Origin of the sequence: Actinomadura roseirufa (assembly GCF_900659635.1) — a bacterium.
GTDB lineage: Bacteria > Actinomycetota > Actinomycetes > Streptosporangiales > Streptosporangiaceae > Spirillospora > Spirillospora roseirufa.
Window position 1 is genome coordinate 1 of record NZ_CAACVB010000028.1, and the last position, 15,531, is coordinate 15,531.

General features: G+C 72.9%; 18 protein-coding genes, 2 tRNA genes and 1 other RNA gene. 9 read left to right on the forward strand and 12 right to left on the reverse strand.

Going from position 1 to position 15,531, the window contains the following annotated elements; all coding sequences use genetic code 11:
* Together E1291_RS08950 and ffs are read right to left on the reverse strand one after the other, a co-directional pair.
* On the reverse strand, window positions 1-1,307 hold a 1,307-nt coding region (locus tag E1291_RS08950; RefSeq protein ID WP_131737271.1), incomplete at its 3' end, for a DNA polymerase III subunit gamma and tau.
* A gap of 39 nt (window positions 1,308-1,346) precedes the next feature.
* Window positions 1,347-1,442: signal recognition particle sRNA small type (gene ffs / locus E1291_RS08955), an RNA gene on the reverse strand.
* Between the two features lie 61 nt (window positions 1,443-1,503).
* On the opposite strand from ffs, the gene E1291_RS08960 reads away from it, so the two are divergent.
* Window positions 1,504-1,848, forward strand: a complete 345-nt coding sequence (locus E1291_RS08960) for a DUF952 domain-containing protein (protein WP_131737272.1) — start codon at window positions 1,504-1,506, stop codon at window positions 1,846-1,848.
* 10 nt (window positions 1,849-1,858) lie between these two features.
* Window positions 1,859-1,943, forward strand: a tRNA-Ser gene (locus E1291_RS08965).
* A gap of 419 nt (window positions 1,944-2,362) precedes the next feature.
* Here E1291_RS08965 and E1291_RS08970 read toward each other — a convergent pair.
* A complete protein-coding gene (locus tag E1291_RS08970; RefSeq protein ID WP_131737273.1) occupies window positions 2,363-2,575 on the reverse strand; it encodes a DUF397 domain-containing protein in 213 nt (70 codons plus the stop codon).
* Window positions 2,576-3,081: 506 nt separating this feature from the next.
* Between E1291_RS08970 and E1291_RS08975 the strand changes: the two genes are divergently transcribed.
* A complete protein-coding gene (locus E1291_RS08975; RefSeq protein WP_131737274.1) occupies window positions 3,082-3,393 on the forward strand; it encodes a type II toxin-antitoxin system VapB family antitoxin in 312 nt (103 codons plus the stop codon).
* A 3-nt stretch (window positions 3,394-3,396) separates the two neighbouring features.
* Here E1291_RS08975 and E1291_RS08980 read toward each other — a convergent pair whose 3' ends face one another.
* The 6 genes from E1291_RS08980 to upp form a co-directional block, all read right to left on the reverse strand.
* Window positions 3,397-4,677: a CynX/NimT family MFS transporter gene (locus E1291_RS08980; protein ID WP_131737275.1), complete on the reverse strand. Its 1,281-nt coding sequence runs from the start codon at window positions 4,675-4,677 to the stop codon at window positions 3,397-3,399.
* Between the two features lie 325 nt (window positions 4,678-5,002).
* A complete protein-coding gene (locus E1291_RS08985) occupies window positions 5,003-5,695 on the reverse strand; it encodes a FadR/GntR family transcriptional regulator (RefSeq protein WP_131737276.1) in 693 nt (230 codons plus the stop codon).
* Window positions 5,696-6,013: 318 nt separating this feature from the next.
* Window positions 6,014-7,501 (reverse strand): helix-turn-helix transcriptional regulator, encoded by a 1,488-nt coding sequence (locus E1291_RS08990; protein ID WP_131737277.1) that lies wholly within the window; start codon window positions 7,499-7,501, stop codon window positions 6,014-6,016.
* Window positions 7,502-7,930: 429 nt separating this feature from the next.
* Window positions 7,931-8,443 carry a PH domain-containing protein gene (locus tag E1291_RS08995; protein WP_131737278.1) on the reverse strand — a complete coding sequence of 171 codons (513 nt, stop codon included), beginning with the start codon at window positions 8,441-8,443 and terminating at the stop codon, window positions 7,931-7,933.
* Window positions 8,444-8,520: 77 nt separating this feature from the next.
* Window positions 8,521-8,787, reverse strand: a complete 267-nt coding sequence (locus E1291_RS09000; protein ID WP_131737279.1) for a hypothetical protein — start codon at window positions 8,785-8,787, stop codon at window positions 8,521-8,523.
* A 160-nt stretch (window positions 8,788-8,947) separates the two neighbouring features.
* A complete protein-coding gene (gene upp / locus E1291_RS09005) occupies window positions 8,948-9,586 on the reverse strand; it encodes a uracil phosphoribosyltransferase (protein ID WP_131737280.1) in 639 nt (212 codons plus the stop codon).
* 84 nt (window positions 9,587-9,670) lie between these two features.
* Here upp and E1291_RS09010 point away from each other — a divergent pair, with 84 nt between their 5' ends.
* The 5 genes from E1291_RS09010 (at window position 9,671) to E1291_RS09030 (ending at window position 11,771) form a co-directional block, all read left to right on the forward strand.
* On the forward strand, window positions 9,671-9,982 hold the full coding sequence (locus tag E1291_RS09010) for a hypothetical protein (RefSeq protein WP_131737281.1): 312 nt from the start codon (window positions 9,671-9,673) through the stop codon (window positions 9,980-9,982).
* 154 nt (window positions 9,983-10,136) lie between these two features.
* A complete protein-coding gene (locus tag E1291_RS09015; RefSeq protein ID WP_131737282.1) occupies window positions 10,137-10,622 on the forward strand; it encodes a tRNA adenosine deaminase-associated protein in 486 nt (161 codons plus the stop codon).
* Window positions 10,623-10,733: 111 nt separating this feature from the next.
* Complete coding sequence (locus E1291_RS09020; protein WP_131737283.1) at window positions 10,734-11,171, forward strand: tRNA adenosine deaminase-associated protein; 438 nt, start codon at window positions 10,734-10,736, stop codon at window positions 11,169-11,171.
* Between the two features lie 64 nt (window positions 11,172-11,235).
* A complete protein-coding gene (gene tadA, locus E1291_RS09025) occupies window positions 11,236-11,673 on the forward strand; it encodes a tRNA adenosine(34) deaminase TadA (protein WP_207400643.1) in 438 nt (145 codons plus the stop codon).
* A gap of 10 nt (window positions 11,674-11,683) precedes the next feature.
* Window positions 11,684-11,771 (forward strand) — tRNA-Ser (locus tag E1291_RS09030).
* 206 nt (window positions 11,772-11,977) lie between these two features.
* Here E1291_RS09030 and E1291_RS09035 read toward each other — a convergent pair.
* Window positions 11,978-12,850 (reverse strand): EamA family transporter, encoded by an 873-nt coding sequence (locus E1291_RS09035; protein ID WP_242614035.1) that lies wholly within the window; start codon window positions 12,848-12,850, stop codon window positions 11,978-11,980.
* Between the two features lie 8 nt (window positions 12,851-12,858).
* The gene (locus E1291_RS09040; protein ID WP_131737286.1) at window positions 12,859-13,524 is read right to left on the reverse strand and encodes a B3/B4 domain-containing protein; all 666 of its coding nucleotides are present in this window, start codon (window positions 13,522-13,524) and stop codon (window positions 12,859-12,861) included.
* A gap of 175 nt (window positions 13,525-13,699) precedes the next feature.
* On the opposite strand from E1291_RS09040, the gene E1291_RS09045 reads away from it, so the two are divergent.
* Complete coding sequence (locus E1291_RS09045; RefSeq protein ID WP_131737287.1) at window positions 13,700-14,263, forward strand: helix-turn-helix domain-containing protein; 564 nt, start codon at window positions 13,700-13,702, stop codon at window positions 14,261-14,263.
* Window positions 14,264-14,289: 26 nt separating this feature from the next.
* On the opposite strand, the gene dnaN is transcribed toward E1291_RS09045, so the two are convergent.
* Window positions 14,290-15,459 (reverse strand): DNA polymerase III subunit beta, encoded by a 1,170-nt coding sequence (gene dnaN, locus E1291_RS09050; RefSeq protein ID WP_131737319.1) that lies wholly within the window; start codon window positions 15,457-15,459, stop codon window positions 14,290-14,292.
* Window positions 15,460-15,531: the final 72 nt, after the last annotated feature.

A 15,531-nucleotide genomic window follows, 5' to 3' on the forward strand; every position in this document is an offset into this window, starting at 1 on the left:
CGCTCGGGTGCCGGCTGCGGCCGACTCGCGGGGGCGGGCTGCGGCGGCGCGGGCTGTGATGGGGCGGCCTGCTGAGCCGGAGCCGGGGGCGGCGAGAACGCGGGGGCCGGACCCGCACCGGAACCCTGGCCGCCGCCGAACCCGCCCTGCGCGGCCTGGCGCTCAAGGCGGTCGAGGCGGGCGAACATCGACGCCTCGTCCTCGTACGCGGCGGGCAGCAGGATCCGCGCGCTGATCAGCTCCAGCAGCAGCCGCGGCGAGGTGGCGCCGCGCATCTCGGTGAGCCCGGTGTGCAGCAGGTCGGCGGCGCGGGTCAGCTCGCCCGGCCCCATCGAGGACGCCTGCGCCCGCATCCGCTCCAGCTCGTCCGGCGGGACGTTCAGCAGCCCGGACCCGCCGGCCTCCGGCACGTTCGACAAGATCACCAGGTCGCGGACGCGTTCCAGCAGGTCGGCGGCGAACCGGCGCGGGTCCTGGCCGCTCTCGACCACCCGGTCGACGGCGGCGAACACGGCGGAGCCGTCCCGGGCCGCGAACGCCGCGACGACCTCGTCCAGCAGCGCGGAGTCGGTGTAGCCGAGCAGCGAGACGGCCCGCGCGTAGGTGATGCCCTGCTCGTCCGACCCGGCGAGGAGCTGGTCGAGGATCGACAGGGTGTCGCGGGCGGAACCGGCGCCCGCCCGCACCGCCAGCGGCAGCGCGGACGTCTCGTAGGGGACGTCCTCGGCCCGCAGGATCTCCTCGACGAGCTCCTGCAGCACGCCGGGCGGGATCAGCCGGAACGGGTAGTGGTGCGTCCGGGACCGGATCGTCCCGATGACCTTCTCCGGCTCGGTGGTCGCGAACACGAACTTCAGGTGCGGGGGCGGTTCCTCGACGAGCTTCAGCAGCGCGTTGAAGCCCTCGCGGGTGACCATGTGCGCCTCGTCGATGATGTACACCTTGAAGCGCGCCGAGACGGGCGCGAAGAACGCGCGCTCGCGCAGGTCACGGGCATCGTCGACGCCACCGTGCGAGGCGGCGTCGATCTCGATGACGTCGATGTGCCCGGTGCCGGACGGGCCCAGCGCGACGCACGAGTCGCACTTGCCGCACGGGTCGGGGGTGGGCCCCTCTTCACAGTTCAGCGAGCGGGCGAGGATGCGGGCGCTGGAGGTCTTGCCGCAGCCGCGTGGGCCGCTGAACAGGTACGCGTGGTTGATCCGGCCGTTGCGCAGCGCCTGCTGCAGCGGCTCCGCGACGTGCTCCTGCCCCTTGAGCTCGGCGAACGTCGCCGGTCGGTACTTGCGGTACAGAGCCAGACTCATGGGGGTCCGCCCTCCCTCGAGAAGCAGAGCGTCAGAAACGAAAAGGACCCCCCGCACACCCGCCAGAGCCTGCTTATCCTTGCTGCCTTCCGGCCCTGGGGAGGTTCACAGGGTGACGCCGTGCGAGGGGTCTGGCCACGAGTCTATGGCATCCGGCGTCCCGGGTTGGCACGGTTGCTCGCGTAGGCTCCGCCTCATGCCCGATCCCCGGCAGAAGACGCTCCTGCACATCGCCGAACGCCACCACTGGGAAGCCGCGCGCGACTCCGGTGTGTCGTACACCATGTCGACCCTTGGCAGGACACTGGACGAGGAGGGTTTCATCCACTGCTCGTCCGACATGGCCCAAGTGGACGGGGTCCTCGGCCGCTTCTACACCGGCGTCGACCGGGCGGACCTGGTCCTCCTGGTGATCGACGCCGACGCGCTCGGCTCCCCCGTCCGCCACGAGCCCGCCGGGGACGAGCTGTTCCCGCACGTCTACGGCCCGATCCCGGTCTCCGCGGTTATTGATGCGCGGCCACTGCCCGGGACCCGGTAAGCTCGTCGGCGGAGGATTCGCCTAGTGGCCTAGGGCGCACGCTTGGAAAGCGTGTTGGGTTCACGCCCTCGCGAGTTCGAATCTCGCATCCTCCGCTCGCCCGGCAGGGCGGACGACATCGAAGGGCGGCACCCGCGGGTGCCGCCCTTCAGTCGTTCCCGCGCCCGCCCGCCGGCCCCGGCCGAGCCCCGGCCGTGGGGTCGCCGCGCGGTGCGGACCATGGTGATAAGACCCCTGCGCAGTTGCCCCCGAGCATCGCGCGCGGGCCGCCGCCGCGCTTTGGAAAGCGACGACGATAATCACTTACCCAGGCGCGACGGTCGTATCAGCCGCACCGGAATACGGATGGCGAGCCATTCGGCGGGCCACCGGGATAACAGGGAGGGGCACCACTCGTCAACGTCGCAACGGGGCTGGTTCGTGCGTTCCGAGTTCGGGCCTGCGGCAAAGTGCTCCTCAGCCGTCACGCGAGCGCACGGTTCGCGCTCGCACAAGAACGGTCGCGAAGCGAGCGCTAGCCGGCACCGCGGGCCGGGCTTGCGGTCAATACGGCGGTGATGAAGGCGTGCCAGTCCGTGGCGGCGAGGGCGAGGACGGGGCCCGCCGGGTTCTTGGAGTCGCGGACGCCGATGACCGCGCCGGCGGCGGCCACCTCGACGCAGTTGCCCTTGCCGTTGCTGCGGCCGCTCTTGCGCCATACCGCATGAGACCAATCAGGAGCCGACATCACGCACCCTCTCGTCGTCGCTCCCCGGAAGCGGACGGCACCGGGGAGGCACACTTTCTGGTATCGCGCCTGACAATCGGCCCTCGGTGGACGACCGCGGGCCGGGCGGAGGCACGGGAAGGCCTGCGGGGAGCGACGGGGCATATCGGTGGTCTCTGCTGTTCCTCCTCCGGTGACGGGCCCCCGATCGACGCTTTGCCTTCCTCAGTCGAGTTGTATCTCGCGAATGCAGGCACGGCAAGTGTCCGGCCATTGCTCGGCAGGGATTGTTCCGTACTCGGCACCCTTGTTCTATGACCGGAAAAATTTGCCGCACCCTGGCACCGGGCGGTGCGGTTCCGGTCGGCGCGCTCACACGCGCGAGGCGTCGGCGGGAGACGCCCCCGGTGAATTAATCACTGCGTCCGGGTCGGCCGATGTCAGCGGTTTACCTATGCCACTGAGTCCGGCGACCCATCCAGTTGCGCCGATTTCTCTGGCCCCATCGGACACCGTAGACTCAAGGAGTGATCTTCAAGGCGGTAGGTGACGGAAGGCCTTATCCGGAGCACGGTCTCTCGTCCCGGGACTGGGCCCGGATTCCACCTCGCCAGGTCCGCCTTGATCAACTTGTCAGCACGAAGCGGGAACTCGACCTCCAGTCCCTGCTCTCGAAGGACTCCACGTTCTATGGCGACCTGTTCCCCCACGTCGTCCAATGGCAGGGCGAGCTTTACCTGGAGGACGGCCTGCATCGCGCCCTGCGCGCCGCGCTGCACCAGCGGCTGGTGCTGCACGCCCGCGTCCTCGACCTCGACGCGGTGGACATGCGGGGCTGACCGTCAGCGGGTCCGGGCGGGCCGGGCGGCCGGCACCTCCTTGACCTCGATCAGGTGCTCGACGGTGGTCTCGCCGCCGACCGGACGGACGAACCCGGGGCGCGCGGCGAGCAGGCCGAAGACGGCCTCGGGGACCACGAGGACGAGCAGCAGGACGAGCGGAACGTCCCAGGCGCCCGTGGCGCCGTGCAGGACGCCGACGGCGAACGGGCCCGCGGCGGCCAGGAGGTATCCGCCGGTCTGGGCCATGCCCGACAGCCGCGCGGCGACCGACGGGCTGGGCGAGCGCAGGCCCAGCAGGGTGTAGGCGAGCGGGAAGGCGCCGCCCGTGCCGATCCCCAGGACGATGATCCACGCCCAGCCCGCGGCGGGCGCCAGGAGCAGGCCGCCGAGACCGGCCGCCATGGTGACCGCGACGACGGCGACGAGGCCGCGCGGGTCGCGCGACCGGGCGGCCAGGACGGGGACGGCGAAGCCCAGCGGGATGCCGACGATCATCATGGTGGAGACCATCATCCCGGCGGTGGCGGGGGCGTACCCGGCGTCCCGCATGATCTCCGGCAGCCAGGACATCAGCACGTAGAACATCAGGGACGCCAGGCCCATGAACACCGCGACGTACCAGGCCCGGGGCGAGCGCAGCAGCGATCCCCCGGCGGCGGGAGGCGCCGTCCGGGCCGCGACGTCGCCCTCGCGGCGCCCGCGCAGCGCGAGCGGGCCCCAGACCAGCGCGGCGGCCAGCGAGGGGACGGCCCACACGGCCAGCGCGAGCCGCCAGCCGCCCGCGCCGTCGAGCGGGACGGCGAGCCCGGCGGCGACGGCGCCGCTGGCTGCCATGAGCATCATCGCGAGGCCGGTGAGCGAGCCGACGCGGGACGGGAAGGCGCGCTTGATGACGGCGGGCATGAGGACGTTGCCCATCGCGATCCCCGCCCCGGCCAGGACCGTTCCAAGGTAGAGCGTCACCGCGGCCGGGACGACGCGGATCACGATGCCGACCGTGATCATGACGAGTGAGCCGGCGATGGCGACCTGCGTGCCGAGCCGCCGCGCGAGCACCGGCGCGAGGGAGGCGAAGGCGCCCAGGCACAGCACCGGGAGGGTCGTGAGGACGCTCACCTGCACGCCGGACAGGCCGAACGCCGCGCGCAGCTCGCCGAGCACCGGGGAGATCCCGGTGATCGCGGCGCGCAGGTTGACGGTGAGCAGCACGAGTCCGGCCAGGGACCAGGCGGCGGTGGCGCGGGGGGCGCGGGGGACGGGGGTCAGGGCCGAGGAGTTCATGTCGCCTTCGTCTCGCGCCTCGGGGCGCGTCGAAACCGGATGGGGATCGGGGCATGCCGCCGGTGGACGGCATCACCGGTGGCGGCCGCAAGCGGCCCGGCGAAGCCTCGCCGCGAACTGCGACGAGGGTGATCGTTATTGGGCGGTCGTGGTCGGTGTCTTAGTGCACGAAAACGTGCACGACGTGCCTGCGCCCCTGCCTCAAGTGGCCTCAGCCGTCACGCGAGCGCGCGCCCTGACCGGCGGGGCAATGCCGGAGGCGAGCCCCGCCGGGAAGATCGCGAAGCGATTCGCGCTCGCACAAGAACGGTCACGGAGCGAGCCGCTAGGCGAGCCCGTGGGCCGGGCTTGCAGTAGACACAGCCAGGATCTGGTCCAGACACGCGTGGGTGGCCCCGGCGGCGGCGGACGCGTCGCCCGCTTCGATGGCGGCGGCGATGGGGCCGTGGGGGACGTCCGAATGCTCCAGGAGCGTGCCGGCGGCGCCGATGCTCGCCCGCAGCGCGGCGCTGAAGTCCCGGTAGAGGTCGGTCAGGACCTTGTTGTGGGTGGCGTCGACGACCGCGGTGTGGAAGGCGAGGTCCGCCTCGACGAACGCGGTGTGCTCGCCGGCGGCCCACGCCGCGTCCCGGCCGGTCAGGGCGAGACCGATGGCGGCGACGTCCTCCGGGGTGCGGCGGGACGCCGCCAGCCGCGCGGCCTCCACCTCCAGGCCGCGCCTGACCTCAAGGATCTCGACGAGCTCGGCCGTCTCCAGGCGGCGCCGGACGGCGCTGGAGAGCTCGCTGGTGGCGCGGACGTAAGTGCCGTCGCCCTGCCGGCTGTCGAGCAGCCCGGCGTGGGTGAGGGCGCGGACGGCCTCGCGGACGGTGTTGCGGCCGACGCCGAGGGTCTCCGACAGCACCGGCTCCGGCGGGATCTTCGCGCCGACCGCCCAGACGCCCTCGGCGATCTCGCTGCGGAGCTGGTCGATCACCTGGTCGACCAGCGAGGAGCGGCGGGTGGTGCGCAGGGTCATCGGTCCTTCTTCGGTCGGCGCGGGGGGACATCCGGTCAGCCAGTCATCCCATGTCTCGATGATAGGACAACGCGCGAACCGGTTTTATTTCCGTCCCCTTCGAGTCGGCGCCCAGGTCGCGGCTGGTGACCAGCACCGGATTCACGAACCCGAGCGCGTCGAGGCGGCGCCAGGCGATTGGCCGGCCACTGCCCGCAACCGGCCGGGGGCCTGCCGCGTGTACATGGTTCGTGGTTGAAGTGGCCTCCGCTCGTGGCGAGTGGAGGCCACTGCGCCGTCCACCGCGTCATCCACGGACCAAACACACGACCTGCCGGGTCAGACGCGTCCGAGGTCGCAGTTGGCCTCCTGCGGCCGGGCGGCCCGCAGCCCGATCGCCTCCAGTGCCAGACGGTAGGCGGAGGCGGCGCCGGCACCGTCGCGCACCAGCTCGAACAGCTCACCCAGCTCACGGTAGAGCTGCGCCACGGGACGGCCGGACGGCAGCGCGCTCAGCTGCTCCGCGGCGGCGCGCAGGACGACCTGGGCCGCCCCCGCGTCCCCCTGGGCCACACGGGCCCGGGCCAGGACCAGACGCGCCAGGACGGTCTTCTGAGTGCGCGCGACGAGGTCGTCCCCGGGCTGCGAGGTCACCGGGTGGGTGCTCTCCGGTGCCGCCAGGGCCAAGCCCGTGTCGAGGAACCGCTCCAGCTCGGAGACCGCGTCGTCCAGGTCGCCCATCAGAACCAGCGCGCGCGCCCTGGCGATCGTGCTCTCCGTGGCCTCGGCCCCCTCCAGGACGGAGGTCTCTTCAAGCAGGCCCAGTGCCTCCCGTGCCGCGGCGGGGGAGCCCTCAGGACGAGGACGCTCGCTGCCGGGCCGTCCGGTGTCGCTGTACTCGCCCGAGGCCGGGACGGCGCTCGTCCCGCCCGGGAGCGGCGTGGGCGCGGGCTCCGAGAAGGGCTGTACGCCCCTGAGCAGCGCCTTGGCGGCGGCCAGGTTCAGGCGGGCGCGCGTCAGGGCCGGGGTGCCGTCGCTGCGCGCGGCCAGCGCCTGGTCGGCGAAGTAGAGCGAGTCGCCGATCGTGCCCTCCTCCAGGGCGCGCATGCTGGCCTTCTGGTAGGAGGCGCTCGTCGTATCGCCCAGGGCGCGCTCGGGGAACAGGAGCCGCCGCCCGACGTCGTGGGCGCGCTCCGGGTCGGATCGATCCACGTAGGCGAGCAGGAGGACGCGGCCCGTCTCGGTGAACTCCTGCCCCGTGTTCAGGGCGAGCCTGCGCAGCCGCTCCATCGCGCGCTCGCCGAGGGAGATCGCCTGACCGAGGTCGCCCACCGTGTGGTAGCAGCGCGCCAGCGCGATCACCGGTGGCAGCCAGCTGGCCCGGCTGGGGTCGCGCTCGGCCAGCTCGCGCAGTTCCTCGAACAGCGCGATGGCCTGGTCGGTCCGGCCGAGCTCCTCCAGGGCGCGGGCGCGGCCCCAGCGGGCCCGCGCCGTCAGGTCGGGGTCGTCACTGCGCGCGATCACCTCGTCGAAGCCCGTCTCGGCGGTGGCGGGGTCGCCGCCCAGCAGCGCGAGGTGCGCGTGGCGTTCCCGGACCTCGAGATGGGCACGCTGCTCCGGCTCGACGCCCTCGGCGAGGTACTCCGGCGTGCAGCCGAGGCGTTCGGCCAGCATCCGCAGAACGGTCGGCGTCGGAGTGCGCTTCCCGGACTCGATCAATGAGATGTAGCTGTCGGAAAGGTCGTGACCGGCGAGCTGTGCCTGCGACAAGCGTCTGGTCAGCCGCAGGTTGCGGACACGTTCGCCGACGTTGCCTGGACCCGGCATGTGGACTCACTTAGCGGAAGTAATCAGGCGGCTGGGGTGCCGACATGATTGCACATTGCGGGTTATCGCACATCGAGAGTAATGAAGCGGCCGTGGTCGAGAGCACCGGCTCGGACGTCCTCGCCCCCCTGGATCCGGTGGTTCGGGGCATCGCGTGCCGCCGGTTCGACGGCGGATCCCGATCGGGCCCGTGCCGCCCCGCCGCCCTGCGGAGGGGGTCGCCCCCGGCCCGGACGCGCCGGGCGGCCCTGTCCGCCGTCCGGCTCGCGACGCTCACCTCCGACGTTATCCGACGAGACGCTCAAGATCGGCCAAACGGCGAATATTTGACCGCCCGTTATGCAAGCCTGCCTCCGCGGAGACACTCCAGAAGCCCGTCCCGCGCGGGCTTTCACGCCTTCCGGGCGGCCGGGGCCGCGGGGCCGATCGTCAGTCGTCGGCGGTGGCGTTCTTGTTCGGGAAGATCATTTCGCAGACCTCGAGGTAAAGCTGCTCGGGGTAGGGGAGGTACTCCACCGTGGAGAGCGCCTGGTCCTGGCCGGCGGACTCCAGGACGAACTCGCCGTAACCGAGCATCCGGCCCGCGATCGTCCGCTTGAAGCTCATGTCGGTGACCTTGGCCAGCGGCATCATCGCGACCTTGCGGGTGATGAGGCCCGTGGTCAGCAGCATGCGCTGGTTGGTGATGACGAAGTAGTCGACCGACCACTCGGCGACGCGCCACACGAACCAGGCCAGCAGGACCAGCCAGCCCCACCAGATCGCGGTGGTGCTGGCCGTGTTGCTGACCACCCCCGCGACGATCAGGCCGCCGAGCACGCATCCGACCGGCACCATGAGCACGGCCGGGTGGCGCCGTACGGTGATGACCTGGTTCTCATGCGGGAGCAGATACTTGTTGACCGACGCCGGGGCGGAGTCACCGGGGGTAACGAGCCTCATCGATTGCCTCCCGGAGCGTCGTCCAACGAACCCCGGTGTAGTTTCCCACAGCCCGCACCACCGGCAAAGCCATGTGTCTATGGCGCGTTGTCCAGAGAAGATCGGCGCGCGCGGCGGCGTTTCTCCGCGGCGACGGTCGCCAGCACCTCCAGGTGCCGCCGGGCGATCCGCTCCACCAGGGCGGGCGGCGCGGATCCGGTGACCTCCTCCGCCCCGTACCGCGCGGCGGTCACGCACCGGTTCACCGTCGCGGCGTCGTGGACGCCGTCGAACTCCTCGCCGAGCCGCTCGCCGATCGCCGCGTAACGCGGCCGGTCGCCGTCCCCCTGAATCTGGTGAGCCATGTCGCGTCCTCGAGCTCGCTCCCACCGCCCGGTCCGAAACGGTCCCCCTGTGCCGGGGCGGCGGAGGGGAACGCGCACTGGCGTTCCGTAGCGCGTTCCTACCCCTTGCCACCTGGAACGAACACTCGATGGGGCCGCGCGAACGGATCGACGGCGGAGGTCAGACGACGCCGTAGAGACGGTCTCCGGCGTCGCCCAGCCCGGGGACGATGAAGCCCTGCTCGTCGAGGTGCGAGTCGATCGCCGCGGTGACGACGCGGACCGGCGCGTCCGTCCCCTCGAACTCCTGCTCCAGGTACTTCAGGCCCTCGGGGGCGGCGAGCAGGCAGAGCGCGGTGACGTCGTCGGCGCCGCGGTCCAGCAGCAGCCGGACGGCCGCGGCGAGGGTCCCGCCGGTCGCCAGCATCGGGTCGAGGACGTAGCACTGCCGCCCGGACAGGTCGTCGGGCAGCCGCGTCGCGTACGTCTGCGCCTGGAGGGTGCCCTCGTCGCGGACCATGCCGAGGAAGCCGACCTCGGCGGTCGGCAGCAGCCGGGTCATGCCGTCCAGCATCCCGAGACCGGCGCGCAGGATCGGCACCACCAGCGGTTTGGGGCTCACCAGCTGGACCCCCTCCGCCGGTTCGAGCGGCGTCCGCACCGTGGCCGGGGCGACCCGGACGTCGCGGGTGGCCTCGTAGGCCAGGAGTGTGACCAGCTCGTCGGCGAGGCGCCGGAAGGTGGGCGAGTCGGTGCGCTCGTCCCGCAGCGTGGTCAGCTTGTGCGCGACGAGCGGATGATCGACGGCGAGGGTCTGCATCCGCTCACCGTAACTCACCGGACGCGCGCGGCCAGACGTCGCCAAAACAGGATAGGACGCCTCTGAGCTGGGCAGTATGGGCCTATGAGCAGCGACAGGGAGCAGCAGGCGTCCCCGCCGGAACGGGCTCGTGAGCCCGCGCCGGACCCCCCGGAGCCCTCGGTGACCGAAGTCACAGGCGAGGCCGGCGCCGCGCCGCGGCCCGCTCCGCGGGACGAGGTCCCCCCTGACGACGACGTCTCCCCTGACGAGGTGCGCGAGCGCCTCCGCCGCCGGGCGATCTTCCTACGGGAGCTCGCCGAGGCCCGTGAGCTGCGCCGCCGGGTGACCCCGCACCGTTCGCGCCGGGCGCGGATCCACGCGGCGTTGCGCCGTCGCACCTTCCGTATCCATTGACCCCGATCCAGTAGGTTCTTGCCTCAGGCGCCGGAAAGCGGCGTCCGCTCCCCATCTCACGGCCGGGTACGGCACCCAGTTTGGCGGTGGGGCGCGCGAGGGCGCGCCGCATCTGCGACCATGCCCTGGCAGGAACCGCGCCGGTGGGGTGGAAATGACGGATGTGGACGCGACGGACTTCGCCGTCGTGGTGTACCGGGAAGACGACCGCTGGGAGGCCGAGATCCTCCCGGTGGCGCTGACCGGGGATCTCGCTGGGCTCATCCATGCCCTGCGGCAGCAGCCGAGCCTCGGCGGCACGGTCGGGCTGGTCTCGGTGGGCGACGACTTCTTCGTGGCGATCCGGCTGCTGGGCGACGAGGTCATGGTCTTCCTGTCGGACGTCACCGCGTCGGTCGACTGGCCGCTGGCCGGCCAGGTCCTCGAATACCTGGACATCCCGATCCCCGACGACGAGGAACTGGACCAGGTCCTGCCCGTCGGCGACATGTCGATCTTCAGTGATCTCGGCCTGGACGAGATGGAGCTCGGCGCGATCTCCGGGGACCTGGAGCTGTACCCGGACGAGATGCTGCTCAGCATCGCCGGGCGGCTCGGCTTCGCCCCGGCGTTCGAGCGCGCCCTGGACGCCGTCGGCTGAGCGTCCCGCGTCCCCTCCAGCGCGGCGGGACCGTGCCATCGCGGGCGCGCGTGGACGGAAAAGGCCACCGGTAATCCCCCGCTCACCTGCGGAGGATGTCAAAATGAGCGGGTGTCGTACTTCGCCGCCGTCTTCGCGCGCACCCCGCAGGGCTGGGTCGGGACCGAGGCCATGCTCGCCGAGGCCGAGGGCGTCGACGACGTCGCCGACCTGATGCGGGAGGCGGCCGTCGAGTCCTACGGCGACCCGGTGGTGCTGCTCGTCGAGCAGGACGACGACTGGTTCGCCGTCCTGCGGCTGGACGGCCAGGACGAACCGCGCGCCTACGTCTCGGCCGTCCGCGACGACGGCCTCGGCCCGCTGTTCGGCCAGCTCGTCGGCGAGGTCCCGGAGGGGGACGCGGCGGGCGAGCCCGACCTGCTGGAGGATCTCGGCGTCGACGCCGGACGCCTCGGCGACCTCGGTGAGCGGGCGCTGCCCGGCGACGCGCTGCTCGCGGTCGCCGAGCACGCCGGGTTCGGCGAGGAGTTCGACCGGCTCCGTGACTGACCGCCCCGCCCCGCCCGGCCCCGCGACAGGCCCGGACGACCCGGCGACGAGCTTCGTCGCGGCGATGCGGGCGGCGCTCACCGAGGCCCGCGCGGCCGCCGCGGCGGGCGAGGTCCCGGTCGGGGCCGTCGTCGTCTCCGCCGGCGGCGAGATCATCGGGACCGGCCGCAACGACCGGGAGCGCACCGGCGACCCCACCGGCCACGCGGAGATCGTCGCGCTGCGCGCCGCGGCCGCCGCGGTGGGCGCCTGGCGGCTCTCCGGCCGCACCCTGGTGGTGACGCTGGAACCGTGCACGATGTGCGCGGGCGCGGCCGTCCAGGCGCGCGTGGACCGCGTCGTGTACGGCGCCGCCGACGCCAAGGCGGGCGCCGCCGGGTCGCTGTGGGACGTCCTGCGCGACCGCCGTCTCAACCACCGCCCGGAGGTCGTCGCGGGCGTCCTGGACGAAGAATGCGGCGCCCTGCTCTCCGAGTTCTTCGCGGACCGCAGAGTCGGGTAGGCTTCCCCGCGGTGGTGTCGCCTAGTGGACGAGGGCGCACGCCTCGAAAGCGTGTGAAGTGCAAGCTTCCGTGGGTTCGAATCCCACCACCACCGCCACGATAAAGGGCCGTGACCAGAAAAGGTCGCGGCCCTGACTCATTCTCAGAACAACGACCCCGGCCGCCACGCGAGCGCGCCCCCTGACCGGTGGGGCGAAACCGAAGGCGAGCCCCACCGGGAAGATCGCGAAGCGATTCGCGCTCGCACAAGCCCGGTCACGAAGCGAGCGCCAGCGAGCGAAGTGGGCCGGGATTGCATTAGATCTAACCGACGGTCACGAGGGCGACTCCGGCCACGGCGACGGCCATGCCGACGCGCTGGACGCCGCGCAGCCGCTCGCTGTAGGCGGCTCTGGCCAGCAGGACGGTGACCGCCGGGTAGAGGGACGTGAGGACGGCGGCGAGGCTGAGCATCCCGTGCTGGACGGCGAGGAAGTAGAGCCCGTTGGCGCCCGCGTCCAGCGTGCCGGACAGCAGGGCCAGCCCGATCATGACCCGGCCGGACACCGGCGGGCCGATGTCGCCGCGCAGCCGCGCGGTGACCAGCAGGGCCGCGCCGATGACGGCGATGTTGCCGAGGCGGGCGCCGACGACCGGCCACAGGCCCGCGCCGTCCCCGGCGGTGCCCAGCAGGACGAAGAAGACGCCGAAGAGGATCCCGGACAGTCCGGCCATGAGCGGGCCGGAGTCCGGGAGGCGGCGCCAGCGCGGCGTGCCCGGGGCGGCCGCCTCGCGGTCCGTCGCGTCCTCCATGCTGACCAGGCCGATCGCGACCAGGCACAGCAGCACGCCGAGCAGCACCGCGGCGTCGAGCCGTTCGCCGCGCAGCAGGCCCACACCGACCGGCAGGACGGCGGCGGCCAGCGCCGACACCGGCGCGACCACGCTCATCGGGCCGCGGGCGAGCGCCCGGTAGAAGGTGATGAGCCCGGCGCCGCCCGCGATCCCGGCGCCGAACCCCACGGCGATCGGTGCCGGGGCCGCGGATCCGCCGGTGACCAGCGCGGACGCCAGCACGACCAGCAGTCCGACCGGGACGCACCAGACCAGCGCCCGCAACGCGGTGGAGCGGCGGGCCACGGCGCCGCCGAGGAAGTCGGCGACGCCGTAGGCCAGGGCCGCGCCCAGCGCGAGCATCGTGACCACTAACGCCCGCCGATCAGGCGGCTCTCGATCCGGACGTCCGGCGTGATCGCGCGCAGCCGCGCGGCGAGCCGGTCGCCCGCCTCGGCCAGCCGGTCGAGCGGGTAGGGCTCCAGGCGTTCGAGCAGGAACAGCCCGTTCTTCGTGGTCTCGGTCAGCCGTGTCCGGACGCACTGCCGCCAGTTCCAGCGGCGGCAGGTGACGCCCGCGTCGTCCCGCCAGACGACCTCGCCCTCCGCGGGGTGCTCGACGGCGGGCTCGCCGCCCGCCACGACGTCGAACGGCTCGTCGCCGGTGGCGCGGACCAGCCGCGCCGGCCCCTGATAGGCGTCGAGGTCCTCGCCTCCGATGGGCAGCGCGTACTGGACGCTGACCGCGTTGTAGGCGTCCACAACCCGGTTGATGGACGGCAGGGAGCCGGCCCGCCGGAGCAGCGCGTCCACCGAGGGGCGGGTCCGCTGCGGCTTGGCGCCGAAGGCGCGGTACGCCTCGCGCCATGCCTCGACGTGCGGGTCCCCGGCGTCGGCGTGCTCGGCCGCCTCGGCCAGCCAGGCCCGTGACGCGGTGTCGCCCGGGCCGTTGGCCAGGCCCTCGGCGGTCATGGCGAGCACCGCGAAGCCGGGACGCAGCTCCCGTACGGCGTCGTCGACGACGATCTGCTCCAGCATTCCCCGCTCTCCTCCCGGCTCCGCCCCCGAGCGGTCACTTTAATGAACTTCGTCGGTCATCGTACCGACCGTCTCGGCCGATTCGCCACTACACTGCTCGTCACCCGGCTCACACCCGCCCGCGCCGGACGGGCGGAGAACCCGGTGGGCCGGGACGGCGGAAGCGGAGGAAGGCTTGGGCGGCCAGGAGGCGATCGGCGAGGCCGTCGCGCGGACGGTGCGGGCGCTGCGGGCGGGGCACGGATGGAGCCTGGACGAGCTCGCGGGACGGGCCGGGGTGAGCAAGGGCGTGCTGGTCGGCCTGGAGCAGGGGCGGGGCAACCCGAACCTCGGAACGCTGACGCGGATCTCCGATGCCCTGGGCGTCCCGCTGACCCGGCTGGTGCAGGTGGAGAAGGAGCCACCGGTGCGGATGTTCCCTCCTGAGCGGCACGTCGTGCTGTGGGAGGGCGAGAGCGGCGGGACGGGAACCCTGCTGGCCGGAAGCGACCCCCGCCCCTCTCTGGAGCTGTGGCTCTGGGTGCTGCATCCGGGAGAGCTCCGCAGGAGCGAGCCCCACGTCCCGGGGACCAAGGAGATCGTGTACGTGCAGGAGGGGACCCTCACCCTCGGCGTCGACGGCCGGACCGACGTCCTCGCCGAGGGGACGGCGGCCGTGTTCGTCGGTGACCGGCCCCACTCCTACGGGAACGACACCGGCGGCGAGGTGCGGTTCGTCCTGGCCGTCCTCGACCTCTGACCGGCCCTGAGACCTGGGGGAGCGGCTCAGGAAGTCAGGCGGACGGGCATCGCCAGGTAGCGGTAGCCGGTGTCGTGCTTCTCGGCGGCCGCCGTGTCCTCGGGAGCCTCGCCGTCCTCGCCGTCCTCTCGGTCCGGAATGCCGGTGATCAGCGCCGCCTTGGTGGGGCCCGCGCATTCGAGGCGGGCGTACTCGGTGTCGACGCCGGCGAGGCCGTCCAGCAGGTACTGCGGGGAGAAGGCGATGTCGATGTCCTCGCCGTCGAGCTCGGCGGCGAGGCTCTCGTTGGCGCGGGCCGCGTCGCCGGACGCGGCCCGGACGCGGACCTCGCCGGAGGTGAAGGCGAGCCGGATCGGGGTGCCGCGCTCGGTGACGAGCGCCGCGCGCTTGATCACCTCGACGAACGGCGCGGTGCGGACCCGCGCGACGGACGTCCAGGCGCCGCCGAGCCGGGCCCGGTAGTCGATGTACTGGTCGTCCAGGAGGCGGCTGGTCATGCCGCGCCCGCCGCCGGAGACGCCGAGCAGGGTGTCGCCGGCGCCGCCGAGGCCGAGGGCGACCTCGGCGCCCGGCCGGATGGCCTTGGCGGTGTCGGCGAGGGTGCGGGCGGGCACGACGACGCCCGCGGTGAAGGCCGGGTCCCGCGGCGCCCATGTCAGCTCCCGCGCGGCGATGCGGTAGCGGTCGGTGCAGGCCAGCCACATCGTGTCGCCCTCGAGGTCGATGCGGACGCCGGTGAGCATGGGCAGCGTGTCGTCGCGTCCGGCGGCCGGGACGACCTGCGCGACGGCGGCGGCGAACAGGTCGCCGGGGACGGTGCCGGCGGGGGCGGGCGGCTCGGGGAGGGTGGGGTAGTCCTCGACGGGCATGGTCAGCAGCCCGAACTCGGCGGCGCCGCACCGGACGACGACCTCCGCGCCCTTGAGGGCGATGTCCACGGGCTGGGCGGGAAGGTTGCGGACGATCTCGGCGAGCAGCCGTCCCGGGACGAGGACGCGGCCCGGGTCGGCGACGGCGGCCTCGGTCCGGGAGCGGGCCGAGACCTCGTAGTCGAATCCGGCGAGGGTCAGCGCGCCCTCGGCGGTGGCCTCGACGAGCAGGCCCGCCAGGACCGGCAGCGCGGGCCGCGACGGCAGCGTCCGCGCGGCCCAGGCCACGGCCTCCGCGAGCTTCTGGCGGTCGACCCGGAGCTCCACCCTGTTCTGCCTTCCCATCGCCGTCGGACCGGCGTCCGGCCCTCGGGGGCACGTTATCCCCGCCCTCCGACA